We start from the raw sequence: 18,338 nt of genomic DNA, 5'->3' as shown, positions 1-18,338 counted from the left end.
GTTAATTAAATATTGCAGGAATTGGTATGAATAAGGCAGTTTTGCTGGTTATTGATAACATCAGCAATCCTCACGCGGGAACTGAAGGACAGTTTTTGTTGTTAATAAAGCAGTTGCTTGCGAGTGGTTATGTTGTGCGTGTGATGGTATTGTCTGGAAGTGAGTGGTTGCAAAAAAATGGCTTGCCTTGTGACTATGACGTGTTGGGCGGCGCAGCGATCAAATCGCCATTAACCTGGTGGGCTGTGTATCAACATGCTCGCCGTTATCGCCGGTCAGGTTTTAATGTTGCACATGTTTTTTTTAATGATGCATCGGTAATTTGTCCTCCTGTGTTTGCACTTGCCGGTATTAAAACCATTATTTCCCGTCGTGACATGGGATTTTGGTATAACCGTATATACCGTTTGGTGCTGCCTTTTACCGGGCGCTTTGTGAGTTATGCGGTTAGTAATAGTTATGCGGTATCTGAAGTCACCGGCACGGTTGAGCGAATTCCTTCATCGCGGTTAAAGGTGATATATAACGGTTATGCCATTAAACCGGTTGCCGGTGTTGAAGTCCGCGAGCTTGAAGTTTTAAAAGCGCAAGGTGCGAACCTGTTTGGGTTGGTAGCGAATATTCGCCCTATCAAACGCATGCAAGATGCAATTGCTGCGCTTGCATCATTGGATATAAAAATTGGCAATCCACATGTGGTTATTGTCGGGGCCGGTGATGCGAGTGAACTGCAGGCGCTGGCTCGAACATTAGGTGTTGAGGCGCGCGTTCATTTTTTGGGTGGGCGCAGTGATGTGAATGAATGCTTGCGCTATTTTTCCGCAGGTCTTTTGTGTTCGGAATCAGAAGGATTTTCCAATGCTATTGTGGAGTATCAGTTTGCAGGCTTGCCAGTAATTTGTACCAGGACGGGCGGTAATCCGGAGGCGGTAGATAATACGACGGGATGGCTTTACGAAGTTGGTGATGTTGCCGGGCTGGCACAAGCAATGCGTGCACTCCTGGAAAGTCCTGGTGCGGCTGCAAAAAAAGGTGAAAACGCAAAGGCAATTGCCGGAGAGCGTTATAGCGTAAGCGCGATGCGCGACGCTTATATAAGACTCTATGAATCGCTACGTGTTTAACAGTACGAATTGGTGACTTTAAGGTTAACGGTTATGAAATCAAAGATTATTCAAACGTTGGGCGATCTGGGTGGATACAAAATCGCGCGATCACTTACCCGCAAGCAGCCAAAAGTTCTCATGTACCATCGGTTTTCAGAAAAAAAAGCAGGGCTGGAAGTCAGTGCCGCAACATTTGAACAGCAATTGAAAATAATCAAACATAACTTTAACCCTATGACATTGGCTGATCTGGCTGCATATAGGGAGAAAAATTTATCAACACCTGCGAATGCAGTGGTGATTACAGTAGATGATGGTTATCGCGATTTTTATGAGGTCGCTTATCCGCTGCTGGTGCATTATCAAATCCCGGCAACTTTTTTTGTCACCACGGGGTTTATTAACGGTGATATATGGCTGTGGCCAGATCAGGTTGACTGGCTATTAACGCACAAACAATCCAGTGAAAAAGTCATGTTGGCGGGAAGGGAATTTGACTTATCGCAATCGGCAAAAATGCTGTGGTGGCCAATTGTAGGGCATTTCTTGCAGGTGCCGGATGCCCAGCGTCGCAAGGCGTTAACGCTGCTTGAGCAAAGTAGTAATGTTGAGTTACCTAAAATTGCGCCCCACGCTTATAGCGCTGTGAATTGGACGCAGCTCGGCGAGATGCAAAATAACGGGATAGAAATTGGCGGGCACACTGTTAACCATCCGTCATTGGGCGCGATGACAACGGAAGATGCGCGCCGGGAAATTTTTCAATCCTACGCCGATATTACCCATGAGCTCGGCGAACGTCCGCGGACATTTTGTTACCCCAACGGGCAACCGAGCGATTATTCCGAAGATATTAAAAATATCGTCAAGGAAAGTCCTTATCTTGCTGCGGTGACGGCTTTTTCCGATAAATTTAATACCGATTTAAACTATGCCTGGCGACGTTTTGTCGGATGCGAGGACTCATTTCAATTCCACAAATCATTATTTGGTGTGGAACATTTGGGTAATCGTATTCGCGGTACGTCACGCGCTGCCATTTAAACTTATCAACTGCGTACTTCAAAAATGACAAATTCGCTAAGTGTTGGGGCCAAGAGGGATGCTATTGTGCTCTCTACCCTTACATTTTTTTTATTCCAGGCATACCAAATAGATTTTCTATTACACGTCACAAACCGAATTCCCGGGGTCAGTATTATTCGCCCCACACTTTTATTATTTGGTTTGATAACGCTACTGCTAATTGCGCAAAAAGATAAAATAAAAGAGCGAATGGCCCATCCAATTTTAAAGGCTTATGGAGTCTTTATCCTTATTGCATTCCTGTCGCTGCCTTTTGTTACTTATCCCGGTAGTGTAATAAAAGGCAATTTGCCTGTGTTCATCAAGGCGATCGTATTTTTATATTTCACAGCATTGATTTTAGACACCGAAAAACGTTTTAAATGGGCACTGGTTACTTTCGTAGTATGCCAGGTTATCCGCGTATTGGAGCCCCTGTATTTAAACATTACTGATGGCTATTGGGGCGCGCAAACCTGGCTGGACGGTGAGTTTGCGAATCGTTTGTCTGGTGCTCCCTACGATATTATCAACCCCAATGAATTGGGATTTGTAATTGCAACGGTTATCCCTTTCTTGCATTTTTATTTGTTGCCAGGCAAGTGGTACATGAAGCTGTTGTATTTCGGATTATTGGCAGCATTGCTCTATGCATTAATCCTGACTATGTCACGCGGTGCGCTTCTTGCGCTATTGGTGGTTGGCTGGGTGGTATTTAAAGACAGTAAGAATAAGGCATTGCTGATAATAGCCGGAATAATTATGGTGTTTGCTGCATTGGCAGTAATGAACGATGCCCAGCGCGATCGCTACCTGTCCTTATTTTCGTCGGAATCAAAACAATCCAAAAGTGTAGACGGGCGTGTAAACGGCGCTATTCATGAATTTGGCGTTGGTTTAACCCGGCCTATCTTTGGACATGGTTTGGGGACCACGCCGGAAGCAAAAGCCAATAATGGTTTCGGGGTCCAGGCCAGCCATAATATGTATGCAGAAATTTTAATTGAGGTAGGTTTTGTCGGAATGTTTTTTTTCTTCAAATTCATCCGACAGATTTATTTGCAAATAAAAATCTTCATGACCCGGCTGGAGGATATGCAGCCGTTCCATGCTGCAACGTCCAAAGCCGCGAAAGTTGTGTTCTGGATGTTTATTTTATACAGCACTAATTATTGGGGACTAAACCAATATTATTGGTATCACTTTGCCGGGTTGATGGTGGCGCTTGCCTGTTTAACCCAGCCCAGGGATTTAATTGAAGGAAATGCTCGTCAATGAAAGTTTTACTTGTCATTCGCTGGCCCGTAGGTGGTATTCGCACTTATTTGCGCTACATATACACACAAAGTGTATTCAAAGATTGCCAATTTACGTTAATTGCAACCGATGTTGATTTTAAGGGCTTTGCGCGTGAATATTTAACCGAAAACCAGTTTGAGTTTGTATTTACTGATGATAATAACAAGGCGTTGATGGCTGCCTACAAGCAAGTGCTTAGCACTAACAAATTTGATATTGTCCATGCCCATGGTTTTTCCTCCGGAGCGCTGATGGCGAGTTTGCCTCGCCTTATGCCGCGTCGAAGTGTTATGACTGCCCATGATGTATTTCTTCCCCAGCAATTCAAGGGATGGAAAGGAAAATTAAAATTATTGGGCATTAATTTGCTGTTCTCACGGTTTGATCATGTTCTGACAGTGGGGGCTGACGCGTGTAAAAATTTTTCGGAATTTATTCCTGCCCTTCCGCAACGAAAAATAAAAAATATTGATCATGGTGTTGATGCAAAACGTTTTGCTGTGGCGGAAGTGCGACATTACCGTGCTGAATTCGATAGCCAGAATCGCAAGATCATCGGTTTTTTTGGCCGATTTATGTCACAAAAAGGTTTTCTTGATGTAATCAAGGCAATGAAATTATTGAGTGCCAGAATTGCCCCGGAAGAAATGCCGCTGGTGTTGACCTTCGGGTGGGGCGGTTTTATTCGCGAAGATTATGCACTCATTGACCAGCTTGGGTTAAGTGATTATTTCCGGCAATTACCATTTACTGACGATGTGCCTGCTGCAATTAAAGGTGTTGATGTGGTGGTTATGCCATCGCGTTGGGAAGCCTGTGGGTTGCTTGCAATGGAAGTGCTTTGTGCAGGCAAACCATTGGTTGCCACTAATTGCATCGGTTTGCGGTGTGTAGTTGAGGGAACTCCGGCGCGAGTTGTTGACCCTTATAGCCCTGACCAGTTGGCAGATGCAATCCAGGCTGCGCTTGCAGATGAAGGAACAGCATTTAAAGATTTCCAACAGGAAGCAGTTAATCGTTTTGATTTACATCGCCCTGCCCTGGAACTCTATCGTTTTTATCAAGCTATATTGGAAGGTGCCAATTGAAACGCAAGCTGGTTTTTAATACGGCATCAAATATTTTTACGTTATTTTTGAAGCTCGCCATTACTTTTATAATGACTCCCTTGCTCATTAAAAATATGGGCAACCATGACTATGGTATTTGGGAGATGGTTGGTGCCGTTATCGGTTATATGGGCATATTGGATATGGGAATCCGGCCAGCGGTGAGCCGGTTCGCCTCTGCTTTTATTGCACAGAAGGACGAGCCGGCGCTAACCAGGCTTTATGCAACAGCCTGGTACTTTTTATTTGCTGTAGGTTTATTGATTGCAGTAAGCATGGCATTTTGGGCGTTATTTGGAGCAGAGACACTCGCTCCAAAAAGTGAAGATGATTATCAAAAATATGTATGGTTCTTGTTAATTATCGCCATGCAAATGCTGATTACATTTCCCTCATATACTGCAGAAAGCTATTTGGAGGCGTACCAGGAATACTATCTTAAAAATAACATTACCATTATTAACTCCATTGTTGGTGCGATTATTCTGTTTGCATACATTACTCCTGAAAATGCTCTGGTGCTCTTGACGTTATGTAATGCAATTGGTGTATGTAGCAAATATATTTTTCTGGTTTGGCTGATGCAATATCGCCGGCCGTTCCTGAGTTTTCGTTGGTCTTACTTTTCATTAAGACAACTTAAAGAATTGTTGCGTTTCAGTGTGAAGACCCTCATCCAGGGTATTGCCGGGCGTATAGAAAGTGCCACCGATTCACTGGTAATTGGTTTCGCAATGGGGCCTGCATCTGTTCCGCTCTACAGCATCCCCGTTAACCTTATTGGTTATGTGCGTATGATTTCATGGAATTTCACCCATGTATTTATGCCATATTTCAGCGCACTGAATGCCGTTGAGGAGAAACAAAAAATCCAGGAGGTTTATTTAACGGGCAGTAAACTCACAATTGCCCCCACCATTATTTTAACGGTAGGTATTCTGCTGCTTGGCCCCGCTTTTCTGGAAATATGGATTGGAAAAGAAATTGCAGATTCTGCACGATCTTTTTTGTGGGTAATGGTTGGGTTTATTGTGTTGCCATTATTAAATCCTATGTCCAGCCGCTATCTCACGGCGATTGATAAGCATGGTTTTCTCGCTAAATGGCAGCCGCCATTTGCGGTGCTCAATCTTATTCTCAGTTTGTTGCTGATTGGCCCACTGGGCATTTTTGGTGTGGCCTTGGGCTCGTTAATCCCCGGATTAATTTTTCAGCCGATTTTATTGCATGTGGTATGCAAGCATATCGGTTTTAGCCCATGGGTTTATATTCGAACTGCAATAGTTCCGTGGTTATTTCCTGCATTGTTAATGTCCATAACTATTTATGGATTACAGCAGTATTTTGTGATTGATGGATATGTAGTGTTGATATCGGTGGCCACAGTTGGTTCATTGATATTTTGTTTTTTTGCCTGGTGCTTTGCACTGGATGTAGCTGAGCGTAATCAGTTGCTTGGCATAATTCGTCGCCGCTAAATTTCAGGGGTATAGGGCATGTGTGGTTATGCAGGGTTTGCGTTAGGTATTAATGGGGATGTTCGAATAGATGAAGCATTGTTGCGAGCAATGGGGGAGTCTATTCATGCGCGTGGCCCTGATGCACAAGGCGTTTGGGTTCATCAAGCATTGGGCGTTGGATTGGTACACCAGCGTCTTGCTATTCAGGATTTGTCGCCATTGGGCGCACAACCAATGGTGTCACCATCAGGTCGTTATCAAATTGCGTTTAATGGCGAAATTTATAATTTTAAAAAATTAAAAACAGAACTCGAATCATTGGGATATCACTTTCAAGGTGGTTCCGATACTGAAGTTATGCTCGCGGCATTCGAGGCTTGGGGTCTTGAAGCAAGTTTGCCAAAAATGGTGGGAATGTTTTCGTTTGCACTGGTTGATATTGCAGAACAATCCTTATGGTTGGTGCGTGATCGATTAGGCGAGAAGCCGCTGTATTATTCACAAGCCAATGGTAAGTTGGTGTTTGGTTCCGAATTAAAACCGTTGATGTTATCACCCCATGTGGCATCGGATATTAATCCTGGAGCCTTAGCGCTGTTGATGGCTCATAACTATATCCCAGCTCCCTGGACTATTTTTGAAAACACGTTCAAATTGGAACCGGCCCATTGGCTGCGTTTTGATTTGCGGAATCTTGAACAAGCGCCGCAAAAAAAATGCTACTGGAATCCATCGCTGGATTGGAATACGGCACTCACCGCAGATAGTTTGCATGAACAATTGTTGCCGTTATTGAAAGATGTTATTGCCGATCAAATGATTTCTGATGCCCCCCTGGGAGCATTTTTATCCGGTGGTATTGATTCTTCCACCATTGTTGCACTGATGCAGGAGCAATCTGCAAGGCCAGTGAAAACTTTTTCGGTGGGATTTAATGTGCCCGGTTTTAATGAAGCCGAACATGCCAAGGCGGTTGCCCGACATTTGGGAACAGAGCACACCGAGTTTTATGTCGAGCCTGCTGATGCGCTTGCGCTCATTCCCCGGCTGCCAACAATTTATGACGAGCCCTTCGCCGATTCCTCACAGATTCCTACTTTTATTGTGAGTCAAATGACACGGCAAAAAGTAACAGTTGCGTTATCCGGTGATGGCGGTGATGAATTATTTGCCGGCTACAGCCGTTATGCAAGTTACGCGCGGGCATTTGATCAGCGCAAACGCCTTTCACAAGCACTCATGGCATTGTTGCCTGACAGTGTTAGTGCAGGTGTAACACGATTATTAAAAGCGAATCAGCGTGAGTTGCCACCGGCGTTGGTTGAAGAAAAAGTTCGACGTTATCAGCTCGCTTATGCGGCGGACAATGCGCGCGATTATTATCGCTCGCAAGTGAGTTATTGGCTGGATACGGAATCAACGGTTCGCAATTCAAAACGCCTCCCTTATGCGCTCAGTGCAAATGCGTTAAGGGCTGATGCTACAGCTACTTTTCAATGGGGCGATATTAATTCATATCTGCCTGATGATATTTTGGTAAAAATAGATCGTGCAGCCATGGCAAATAGTTTGGAAACACGGGTTCCATTGTTGGATCATCGTCTTGTGGAATTGTCGTTAAAGGTGCCTACGGCGATTAATGTGAAAGGCGGTGTCACCAAGCAGCCATTGCGCCGTATTTTATATGAGCGTGTTCCTCAAGTATTGGTGGATAGGCCAAAACAAGGTTTTGCTGTTCCGGTTGGGCATTGGCTGAAACATGAACTTCGCGATTGGGCCGAAGATTTATTATCGGAAAATGCACTTGCAGAATCAGGAATGCTACATGGGCAGTTGATTCGACAAAAATGGTCGGCGCATTTGCATTCCAGCCATGATTACTCGTTTCATTTATGGTCAATCCTGATGTTCCAATCCTGGTACAGGACATATCAACGCAAATGACGGCGCTTGATCCCAATATCCATATCAGTGTTGAGGCAGTTACTCCGGAATTGCTTAAGCAGGTTCAATCGCTCTATGCCGATGAACCTTATAAAGTTGCGCTTTGGGATTGGCAATTTAAACCGCGTTTAGGTTTGACTCCTGTTGCCGTGGTTGCTCGTTATGATGATGAGGTTATTGGTTTCAATGGCACCATGCCGATCCTCCTTGCTACTCATGACGGACATCAGGTCGAAGCGATTTGGAGTTGCGATTTTATTGTCGATGCAAAATACCGCGGTAAAGGCTTGGGTGGGGCAATAAAGGAAACGCTTTTTCGCACTGTACACAAACCCATTATGTCATTGGGTATTAGCGATAGCGCATATCCGTTATTGCTTAAAAAAGGTGGAAAATCCCCGGTGAACTTATCGGTTTATCATCGGGTAGTTAAACCGGAAAATATAAAATCCAGAATATTTCGCGCCTATTCATTGTTGCGGGCTTTACCTTTACAAATAATGCAGCGCCGCATTCGGCACTCTATTTATATTGAAGAGCTTGCGCATTTACCCAGTGCTACAGTAATTGAGTATTTGTGGGGGCTTTATGGAAAATCCGGCGCAACGCAAGTTGTGCGTAATTACGAATATTTGCATTGGCGTTACGTTGAATATCCTTTTAATAAATTGCCTTCAGGGCAATCCGTCCATCGATTTTTTAGTGTTGCTCGCACTGGACAATCGGTAGCCGGTTTGGTGGTTGTTCGCTATTCGGGCCAGGGCGCCTTAGAAGTTGTGGACTATCTTGGTTGTGTGGACACCGATATTATTTTTGCAATTGTTCGCCAATTACAGGCGCGGTTTCCGCATGTATCACAGATTGGTTGGAATAGCAGCGCAACAAGGCTAGCGACTGCATTGATTGCATGCGGGTTTGTTCGAAAATCCTATGCCAGTCGTTTTGTAGTATTTGATCAGGAAAGCCATCATGGATGGTGCCTTGCGGCGGGCGATTCGGACGGGGACTTTTTGCGTGATGCGCGCGATTATTTTTTACAACCTGAGCGGCATCAGAAACGAATTGATGATGACAGTGAAGAGCTGAATAGCGCATTAGATGTTTATGGGTTGTTTAGGAAAAATCGTATCTATGAGGATAAATCCGGTCTGAATTTTTTTGTTGTCGAAAGTGATAACGATTTTTTATTACTGGGTGATGCGTGGAAAAACTTGCATGAAAGGTCATCTGCAAATTCGTTATTCATGAGTTGGGCCTGGCAATATGCCTGGTGGAAAGTATGGGGCAATAATGAACGATGGCAGTTATCTATTATTGTTATTTACGATGAGGATACATTGCTCGGTATAGTGCCAGTTTATCGGTATTACAAATATGGTTTGGTGCATTACCAGTTTTTGGGAAATGCATGGGGCATACAGCAAAGTGTCCGCTCTGAATATATTGGGCCTCTGTTTATTCGAGAGCGCGAAACCGAATTAACCGATGCATTTGAACGCTATTTTTCGCACTTGGGTTTCGCTGTTCTGGTAATACCTGATACAACACAGGATTTTTTTTCCAAATTACCACAGCTGGTAGTACGCCAGGATAAAGGTTACCGGGTTTCAACGGAAGGGGCCTTTGCTGATTATACCAGTAACCTTAGTGCTCAAACGCGCTTGAAATTATTTGGTCGCCGTCGACAATTGATTGAAAAGGGAATTGAATTAATCCTCGACAAGGTCTCGGATGCCGAGAATGAGCGAGATAATTTTTTTTCTGATCTTAATTCATTCCATTTAATTCGTTGGGGTAAGCCTTGCTTTAATCGCCAGGCAGTTATTTTTCATTTGGGAATGTTGCGCTTAAGTGAAGGATTTGAATCACGGATGAGCAGGTTGTTGATTGGCGATCAGTTGGTGTCACTTTCTTATAATATAGATGTCAATCGTGTTTCCTATAATTTACAGTCGGGCTATATCGAACATTTCGATAAAAAAACGTCGTTAGGTACGCTGCATATGGGGTTGGAAATCGAACGCTCATTTGCAAATAAACAAATAGATGCGTTTGACTTTTTAGCCGGGCAGGGAAAAGTAGAAGATTACAAGCGGCACTATCGAGGAAGCTCAGTAACTTTCTGCACGCGGACGTATTATACAAATCGTCTGGTGTGGTTTATTTATTCTCTCATGTTAAATAGTAAGTCTGCATTCAAAACATTAAAAGGTATATGGCGGAGTAAGAAATGGAAGGCCCTTTAGTATCAGTGATAATGCCGACTTATAATCGTAAAGATTTGATCGTGCTGGCAATTGATAGTGTTATCGCACAGGATTATTCCAATTGGGAATTGTATGTTGTGGATGATGGTTCCAGTGATAATACGGGAGACTTGTTAAAAGATCGTTATGGGCATGACGCTCGCATCCATTATGTATATCAAAAAAATGCCGGACAAAGCTCTGCACGTAATCATGGTATTGAATTGTCACAAGGCGAATACGTTGCGTTCCTGGATTCTGATAATTTATGGAAAAGCAATCGGTTATCAGTTGGAGTAAATATCCTTCGTAGTCATCCGGATGTAGGTCTTTGTTTCGCTGATTCTATTTCAATCGATCTGCAAGGAAATGAATTGGGGCGCAACAATATGCGCCGTCACTCAGGATTCGTTTTTCCAAAAATGATTATTGATAACTTCGTTTCCATGAATACGGTGTTGGTGAAACGATCTATCCTGCCATCTGGCAGACCCTTTAATCAGTTGAACCGTTTGGATGAGGATTATGAACTTTGGCTGGACCTTTCAGTAAACAATAAATATTTTTACATACCAGAATTTTTATCGCTGTATCGCATCGAGGGAGATAGGGTTTCAAATGATTTTATGCGGCGACTGGATGCCAATGAAAAAACCGTAAAAAACATAATCAGTAAATACCAATTGGATGAAAGAGACCCTGAAATAAAGCATGGGTTGGCGAAGCACTATTTGCGGCGGGCAGGAGTCCTTGCGGGGCAGTCGCAGCTCTTGGGGTGTATAAAAGAATTAAAAAAATCCATTACCTATGATTTTTTGCCGATGGCGGTATTTAAAATTCTGGCGAAAGCATTGTTTAAAAAGGTTGGCCTAATAAAGTGAGATCAGATCCGTTAAACATTACAATAGCTCATACTGCAGATGGGCATGGTTTATTAAAAGACGCGCAAATTTTAATGAATATACTTGCCCAACAAGGGCATGACGTCAGGCGTTTGCAATTTGATTTCTATTCCCCCAAGCGAAGGGGTATTTTTAATAAATCCCTGCGCGTGGCTTTATTTAAATTCAATTTAATTTTTTGGGTTAAGCAATGGCAGCGTTTTCGTAGATCCAAGCCGGATTGTTTAACTATTCATTTGGAAAATATTGCTCCCGACGCGCTGTTGAACGGGGGTAAACATGTATTAATTCCCAATCAGGAGTGGTTTAAAACATCCTCAGTGAATTTATTGCAATACATGGATGTGGTTTGGTGTAAGTCTGAAATAGCAAAAATGATTTTTACTGAATTTGAGGTAAAAACCAGGCTGATAAAATTTGTTACGTCACTCTCGGATGATCAGCACCTGCGTAGTGCGCCTAAGCAGAATGCATTTCTCTCTCGTATAGGTAATAGCGGGTTAAGGGGGCTGGAGCAATTAGTGGCATGTTGGGGAAAACATCCTGACTGGCCATCGTTGCATATAGTTATCCCGAAGAAGCGCCAGATTCACCCGTGCCCGGAAAATGTTGTTTACGTTGATGAGTTTCCTGATGCAAAAGATTACATGAGCTTCGCTGCCAGTTTTAAATTTCAGATCTTTACTACTCAGGCAGAAGGTTTTGGGCACTCAATTTTTGAGGCTATTAATTTAGGGGCAGTTGTTTTGGTAACAGATGCTCCACCGATGAATGAATGGTTGGGGAACCGGCAAGCGATACTGATAGGTGCTCGCTATAACGGACAACACAGATTATCGCCACTTTTTTTGGTTACCGAGAGCCAATTGGAATCTTCAGTAAAGACAGCACTAGCGCTTGAAGATAAGCAAATTGGTGATTACCGGGATCAAGGTTACAGGCTTTTGCAGGAAATGGCGGGGGAGTTTAGCGAAAGGCTTAAATCAGCAATAAAAGATCTTTAATTCACGCAAAAAAAATGCCCCGACAGGGGCATTTTTTGTCTTGGTTAATTAAGACTTCAGGCGACGAGCACCGAACAAACCTAACAATCCCATTGCCATCAAGGCGATAGTTGAGGGCTCTGGCACACGTGCTTTAACGCCGATAATCAGGTCGTCGTGGTTATCATCGTCACCGCTGACTCCCCACAGGCCGCCAGTGTCATCAAGAAGCAACAATGCATCGTAATGTACGCCTTTGAAGGTTGTATTCAGTACAATTGCAAAGTTGATTCTGTCAAAAATGGTGTTATTCGCACCGTTTGAAACGGAATTTGGGGCAGTTGGGCCATTGGTAGTGAATGTAAAGCCAATTGCCTCACCTGCCGCATAAGTTTGGTTGTAGCTAAAAGTGCTATCTATACCTTTATTGTTCAGCAGGCCAGAACCGGACAAAAATGAGTTTTTCCAGTCGGCTTCGAATCCCAGCAGGGAGAATTCAAGAAGAAGGTTACCAGCGTTTGACGCTACCAAATTGGTGCCCAAATAATAGGTGCTTGAACCAATATCGCTTTTGAAGTCATTGTGAATTGAAACAGGGGTGCTACCCGTAATTGGATCTATAGTGATCAATCCTGCTTGCGAACTGGCCGCGCTCAATGCGAGCACAGCAGCTGCGATAAATTTAAAGAGTTTCATAACATTCGTCCTTTGGTGTTTATAACCGATAGTGAGTGAGTTAAATCAGGCCATAGCCGCACGTTATGAAAGCACTTTTCGCGCCAATTTTTTTTTATCTTTAAAAAACAATTAATTAGATGATATTTTGGGGTGGGGGCGGGGGAGTGTGTAAATTTATTCGACTCCCCCCTTGATTTGTCAGAGCGGAGTTAGGCTAATAAATTTACTGTAAAGGCCATTACGGTCATAAGCTGCTATTTCAAAGGTATCTCCGTGCGTTGCACCTTCCACAACAAAGCTGTGAATTGTCGCATCATTAATCAATCTGCTAATAAATACAGTGCTTCCACGAGGTTTATGGCGTAATTCATATCCATCTATTTCTTCAAGTTCCAAAAAGCTTCCGTCTTCACGTTTATTCGGAATTGACCAAGTGAGATTAATTGAACCGCTAGCCACAGAGGTGCTCGATTTTGATGAGTTACTATTAGATGTAGATGACGCCGCGCTAGTGTTAGATGTAGAAGACGTCGTCGCGCTGGTGTTAGATGTAGATGACGCCTTACTGCTTGTGGAGCTTCCACTACTCGCACTGCGACTGGAGGCTGATTGTGACGAGCTGGATGAGGCATCTCCTAATGTTTTCGCTTCAATCGGTAAAGTTGCTGGAGACCGGTTTCCGCTTGTATCAACGGCTCTGATGGCATAGCGATAACTGGTGGCCGGGGTTAATCCCTGATCCTCAAAGGTCATTGTATAGGCTGTTGTTGTTCCAATATGGCTGCCGTTACGTATGATTTCATAAGATCCTACACCGGTGTCATCGCTTGCTGCGCCCCATTTAAGTCCAACTTTACGGTTCGATATCATTGTAATTTCCGGGTTGGTAGGTTGGGTTGGGGCTGCATTGGGTTCTTCGTAAACTTCACTGCTCTCCTGGCCGCCAGCGGCTCGTGAATATTCCTGGCGGGAGCTGGAACTCGGTGTGCGGGAGCTGGTCACTATAGAGGATGAGCTTTTCACCGATGAGCGGCTGCTAGTAGCAAGTGATGAGCTAATGTCAGAGCTTGATATGATGGGGGTGCTGCTGCTTGACGCGGGTTGTGGCTTGTTGTTTCCGACTTCGTCTTCGGAGCCTGCACCACCACCGCAAGCTGTGATTAATAGACTCAATGTAACAATTGGGAAAAGTTTTGTTATGACTTTTATCAATGGCGCTGTCATGTTTACTTCCGATGCTCCAATAGCAATAAGCAGTGAATCCCTTCAATCGGGATGATTGAATGTGTTTAGCATTCCCGGTTAGTTTCTTGTACGTAAAAAACGACTTTTTTATTAGTTCGCGATCTTGTCGAGAGAATATGTGATGAGCAGTTCTTCTTTGTGGACTCCATTTTATTCTTTCTGGTTATATAGGTTATGAGACTAATTTTATTGTTCTTCGTTATCGCTTTGGGTGTGTGCGTTGGGAAGGTTCATATCGAACTTCTTAATCAAATCATAAAAAGTAGGTCTTGTAACTCCCAGAAGCTTTGCTGCGGCTGAAATATTGTTATCAGTCATGCTTAGTGCACGTAAAATGGCGCCTCGCTCTGCCTCCTGGCGAACATGTCGTAAATTGAGTGAAAGTTCTCCCGCCTCTGCCAGGCCTAAATCTTCCCGCGTTATATATTTGCCGTCAGCCATGATAACGGCACGTTTTATCTTGTTTTCCATTTCGCGGATATTACCTGGCCAGCCATAATTTTCGATGGCAGCGATGGCATCAGGTGTAAAACCCGTGACGTTTTGGCTGTGTTCCTTGGCGAATTGCAGCTTGAAGTGGCGCGCCAGCAATACTTTATCCCCCAGTCGGTTGCGAAGAGGGGGGATGTTCACTGTCATTTCGCAGATACGGTAAAACAAGTCTTCGCGAAAGCTGCCGTCGCGAACCATAGCTTCGAGGTTCTTATTGGTGGCACAAATAACACGCACATCAACAGGAATTTCCGCCCTGCCACCAACGCGTTCAATAACCCGTTCTTGCAGGAAACGCAAAAGTTTTGCCTGCAAGTTGAGGGGCATGTCACCGATTTCATCAAGAAATAACGTGCCTTCATGGGCAGTTTCGACTTTTCCCAGCGTGGTTTTATTTGCGCCGGTAAATGCTCCTTTTTCATAGCCGAACAGTTCACTCTCAATAAGGTTTTCTGGTACCGCAGCACAGTTAATAGCGACAAAACGCTTGCTTTTGCGTGGGCTGAGTTGATGGATTGCCCGTGCCATCACTTCTTTGCCGGTTCCGCTTTCGCCAAGTAACGTACAAGTGACTGTGGTTGGTGAGATTTTTTCCAACTGGCGACAGATTTTCAACATTTGCGGATCGTTGGTAAGCAATCCTTCCAGCGGTGCTTGTTGCGATATATTCAGGCGACGGTTGTAATCTTCCAGATCGAAAATGTGGAATGCACGCTGGACGATCAAGTCCAGCGTATTGGGATCTACCGGTTTTTGATAAAAATCATAGGCACCCATGGCAACCGCACGCAGCGCGTTATCGCGGTCGGTTTTTCCGGTCATCACAATTATTTTGCTATTGGGAGCGATGCGGAGGATGTCCTGGATGCACTTGAATCCTTCATCAACACCATCTTCGTCCGGGGGAAGGCCGAGGTCCTGGATAATCACCGAAGCTTCATGGAGCCTGAGGGCTGCAATAGCATCCTGGCGATTATTGGCGACGACCGTTTCATATTGATCGAAATGCCAGCGCAACTGGCTTTGCAATCCGGTGTCGTCCTCAACAATGAGAAGAATAGGTTTGGTGGAAGTTGATTTGCTCATGCGATCCCGCTAATCCTTATTCAATGGCAGGGTAATGATGATAGTTGTGCCTTCGCCTACTTCGCTGGCTACATTCAATGTGCCGCTTAATTCGCTAATGTACTCACGCGAAAGGTAGACGCCGATACCCATACCTTTACCGGATTTGGTCGTTTCAAAGGGTTTGAATAATCGGTTGTGGATAAAATCCCAATCCATGCCCGAGCCAGTATCTTCAATGATGATTTTGGCCCAATGATGTTCGATGCGCAGTGTAACATGAACACGGCCATTGTCTGGTGTGGCTTCCTGGGCATTTTTGATGAAGTTGGTGATGGTCATGACCAGTCGCACCTGGTCAGCATTAATCGTGCGTTGGGTGGTTTCAATTTCTGCTGTTAGCTTGGGGCTACTGCGTTGCTGGCATTCCTGAACTGCTTGGGTTACCACGTCAGTAATGGATAGGCGTTTAACCAGATCCGACTCATCCCGGCGCAGTTTTTTCAGCAAATTATTCATGCGATCAACAGAGTTGCTGATAGTTTTAATAGCATCCTCAATAAATGCCGGGTTGCCTTTGTGCTTCTCGGCGTTGCGGACTACCAGTGCCTGCTGGGCGATCAGGTTGTTGAGATCGTGAATGATAAAGGCGACCAGTTTGTTGTAAGTATCAAACTGTCGTCCTTCTACCAATTGTTCCGCCTGTTGGTGGCGTTTTAAGTAGCTGGCAACCTGGCGGCCCATCGTCTTGAGCAGGTCGAGATCTTCCCATGTCAGTGCTTCATCGCCGCCGGGCTTGGTCAGCGCCATAAAGCCCACCAGCTCCTCACCGACAATCAATGGGAACAATAGCCAGAGGTCGGGGATGTTATGGGTCCATCCTGGCAGCAGTTCATTGTGCTGGCCGAGCGCCTGGTTATCGCCATTGTCGGGAATAAAAACCCATTCCGATTCGATAAACGCGCGGCAGAAAGGGCTGTCGACCGGCTCTTCCTGCAAGTCTACAAAGCTCGGCAGATTGGCGCGATACACAGGCTCATAGAACCCTTGTTTGCGCAACCAGATGGCGCCACTTGGAGCCCTGGTTGTTGATGCGACGGCAAAAAATGCACGTTGGTTAACTTCGCTGGCATCCGCCGGTTGGGCGAGGTAGTTAATAAGGCGCAACCATTCATTGCGATAATCATATTTATAGCGAAACAGATGTTTATTGATGAGTACCGATAACCTCATCCGGATGCGGCTGGAAACAAAGACGGTTGCAATCAGCAGTACTGCGCCTACTAGCAATAGACTATAGAAAACCGTCCCCCAGTTGCCGCCGTACAAGCGGACGTAATAACCACCCAATGACAGTACGGTGATCAAAATTCCGACACCTACCAGCGAGGTGGTGTAGAAAGCAATCGGGCGGGAAAGGTTAAAGTTGGCGGGGCGTTCTGCGCGTTGCAGAAGCAGCAAGCCACCCAATGCCATAAACAGGCAGGTGGCGATAGACACGGCGGCGCGCGATTGCCATAGCATCGGGTCTAGCCCTTTAAAAATCAGGGCGTGGGTAAACAAATAGATGTCATAGAGGAATATCGCCGCCAGATTCATGCACAGTAATTTGATTTGGCGATCATTCTCGGCTGCAAAGCGATACAGCTGTTCCACGCTGACCAGCGCGATCACTGCTAAGCTCAATGCAAACCACACCGAAAGGCCCGCCTGGTTCATATTCGGGATAAAGAGCATGGCAATTGCCAGCGCGGTGATAGGCCAGCCACCGGTGAATAAAAGTTGCATGCTAGCGGGCAACTGTTTGCGCCGGGTGTTTTGTTTAACGCTAAGGCCGATACAAAAAACCCAGGCGTTAAAGTGCAAATATTCGAAGATGATCAGTAGATATAGCGGGATGGGATAATCGGAAAAAGACAGCGAGATGCTACCGAGTTGCAACGTATGCATTGCGGCGGCACCGGCAAAAATCCAGGTTTTTTGCTTGCGGGCCAATTGGAATAAATACGTAGCCGTCAGCAGCATAGCCACTACGGCGGCACTGAAATAGGCAACAAAAGTAACGCTGTTATATTCCATAACGGATGAAAGTCCCAATTGGGTATGAAACCGAGTGATAAGCATAACAGCAGATAGCGAGGGGTCAAATCGCGACAAAGCGCTGTAAAGCTGTGAATACGCACTTCGCCTGTAGGGTTATTGCCGCTATAATGCGCGCCGATTTGATGTGCCTCAGAATTTTACGCCTGACGCACTTATAAACTGGGCATGACGGACAGTTGTTTTGATGCATGTTCTGTCACCCGACAATACCTTCGAGGAAACCACCGTGAGCCCCATGAAAAAGCTGTTTGGAATTTTGTTAGTTGCCGGTTTGGTTGCCGGTTCTGCCGTCGCTGAAGATGACGTAAAAACGCGCACTGCTCCGGTTGGAAGCACTTGTTTATCCGGTGAGGCTTGTGCAGCGGCTCCGGCGCCTGCAGCATCTGCAGGTCCAAAATCCGGTAAAGATGTTTATGGTGGTTTTTGTACGACTTGTCATAGCGCAGGCTTGATGGGTGCGCCAAAATTCGGCACCGCTGCTGACTGGGCTCCACGCGCTGCCAAGGGTAAGGAGACGCTGTATACCCACGCTTTGAAAGGCTTCAACTCCATGCCACCTAAAGGCATGTGTGCGGCGTGTACCGATGACGAAATTAAAGGTGCGGTGGATTACATGCTGGATGGCAGTAAATAATCATTTT

Annotated in this window: 14 protein-coding genes; 10 read left to right on the top strand and 4 right to left on the bottom strand. The window is 45.0% G+C overall.

The annotated features are described in order from the left end of the window. Window positions 1-26: 26 nt before the first annotated feature. The 9 genes from A596_RS13710 to A596_RS13670 all read left to right on the top strand — a co-directional run bounded on the left by A596_RS13710 (window position 27) and on the right by A596_RS13670 (window position 12,135). On the top strand, window positions 27-1,124 hold the full coding sequence (locus tag A596_RS13710) for a glycosyltransferase (protein ID WP_052417510.1): 1,098 nt from the start codon (window positions 27-29) through the stop codon (window positions 1,122-1,124). A gap of 33 nt (window positions 1,125-1,157) precedes the next feature. Then, complete coding sequence (locus A596_RS13705) at window positions 1,158-2,150, top strand: polysaccharide deacetylase family protein (protein ID WP_039915794.1); 993 nt, start codon at window positions 1,158-1,160, stop codon at window positions 2,148-2,150. A gap of 66 nt (window positions 2,151-2,216) precedes the next feature. Further along, window positions 2,217-3,449, top strand: a complete 1,233-nt coding sequence (locus A596_RS13700; protein WP_052417509.1) for an O-antigen ligase family protein — start codon at window positions 2,217-2,219, stop codon at window positions 3,447-3,449. Next, a complete protein-coding gene (locus tag A596_RS13695) occupies window positions 3,446-4,558 on the top strand; it encodes a glycosyltransferase family 4 protein (protein ID WP_039915793.1) in 1,113 nt (370 codons plus the stop codon). Before A596_RS13700 ends, A596_RS13695 begins: the two co-directional genes overlap by 4 nt. Next, window positions 4,555-6,057, top strand: a complete 1,503-nt coding sequence (locus A596_RS13690; RefSeq protein WP_039915791.1) for a lipopolysaccharide biosynthesis protein — start codon at window positions 4,555-4,557, stop codon at window positions 6,055-6,057. The genes A596_RS13695 and A596_RS13690 overlap by 4 nt, the downstream gene beginning before the upstream one ends. An 18-nt stretch (window positions 6,058-6,075) precedes the next feature. Continuing rightward, a complete protein-coding gene (asnB, locus tag A596_RS13685; RefSeq protein WP_039915789.1) occupies window positions 6,076-7,983 on the top strand; it encodes an asparagine synthase (glutamine-hydrolyzing) in 1,908 nt (635 codons plus the stop codon). Continuing rightward, window positions 7,932-10,229: a GNAT family N-acetyltransferase gene (locus A596_RS13680; protein WP_084128350.1), complete on the top strand. Its 2,298-nt coding sequence runs from the start codon at window positions 7,932-7,934 to the stop codon at window positions 10,227-10,229. The genes asnB and A596_RS13680 overlap by 52 nt, the downstream gene beginning before the upstream one ends. Next, window positions 10,214-11,110, top strand: coding sequence for a glycosyltransferase family 2 protein (locus A596_RS13675; RefSeq protein ID WP_052417508.1), 897 nt, complete (start codon window positions 10,214-10,216; stop codon window positions 11,108-11,110). The genes A596_RS13680 and A596_RS13675 overlap by 16 nt, the downstream gene beginning before the upstream one ends. A gap of 170 nt (window positions 11,111-11,280) precedes the next feature. After that, window positions 11,281-12,135, top strand: coding sequence for a glycosyltransferase family protein (locus A596_RS13670; protein ID WP_152600185.1), 855 nt, complete (start codon window positions 11,281-11,283; stop codon window positions 12,133-12,135). Between the two features lie 48 nt (window positions 12,136-12,183). On the opposite strand, the gene A596_RS13665 is transcribed toward A596_RS13670, so the two are convergent. The 4 genes from A596_RS13665 to prsK form a co-directional block, all read right to left on the bottom strand. Further along, complete coding sequence (locus tag A596_RS13665; protein ID WP_039915784.1) at window positions 12,184-12,810, bottom strand: PEP-CTERM sorting domain-containing protein; 627 nt, start codon at window positions 12,808-12,810, stop codon at window positions 12,184-12,186. Between the two features lie 180 nt (window positions 12,811-12,990). Further along, complete coding sequence (locus A596_RS22940; RefSeq protein WP_152600184.1) at window positions 12,991-13,965, bottom strand: fibronectin type III domain-containing protein; 975 nt, start codon at window positions 13,963-13,965, stop codon at window positions 12,991-12,993. A gap of 258 nt (window positions 13,966-14,223) precedes the next feature. Continuing rightward, a complete protein-coding gene (prsR, locus tag A596_RS13645; RefSeq protein WP_039915776.1) occupies window positions 14,224-15,615 on the bottom strand; it encodes a PEP-CTERM-box response regulator transcription factor in 1,392 nt (463 codons plus the stop codon). A 9-nt stretch (window positions 15,616-15,624) separates the two neighbouring features. Beyond that, window positions 15,625-17,673 carry an XrtA/PEP-CTERM system histidine kinase PrsK gene (gene prsK / locus A596_RS13640; protein WP_039915775.1) on the bottom strand — a complete coding sequence of 683 codons (2,049 nt, stop codon included), beginning with the start codon at window positions 17,671-17,673 and terminating at the stop codon, window positions 15,625-15,627. A 259-nt stretch (window positions 17,674-17,932) separates the two neighbouring features. On the opposite strand from prsK, the gene A596_RS13635 reads away from it, so the two are divergent. Next, on the top strand, window positions 17,933-18,331 hold the full coding sequence (locus A596_RS13635; protein WP_039916202.1) for a c-type cytochrome: 399 nt from the start codon (window positions 17,933-17,935) through the stop codon (window positions 18,329-18,331). Window positions 18,332-18,338 lie beyond the last annotated feature (7 nt).

Source organism: Cellvibrio mixtus subsp. mixtus J3-8 (assembly GCF_000766945.1).
Lineage (GTDB): Bacteria > Pseudomonadota > Gammaproteobacteria > Pseudomonadales > Cellvibrionaceae > Cellvibrio > Cellvibrio mixtus_A.
The sequence above is the reverse complement of the archived record's forward strand: the minus strand, read 5'-3'. Positions and strand labels throughout refer to the sequence as shown.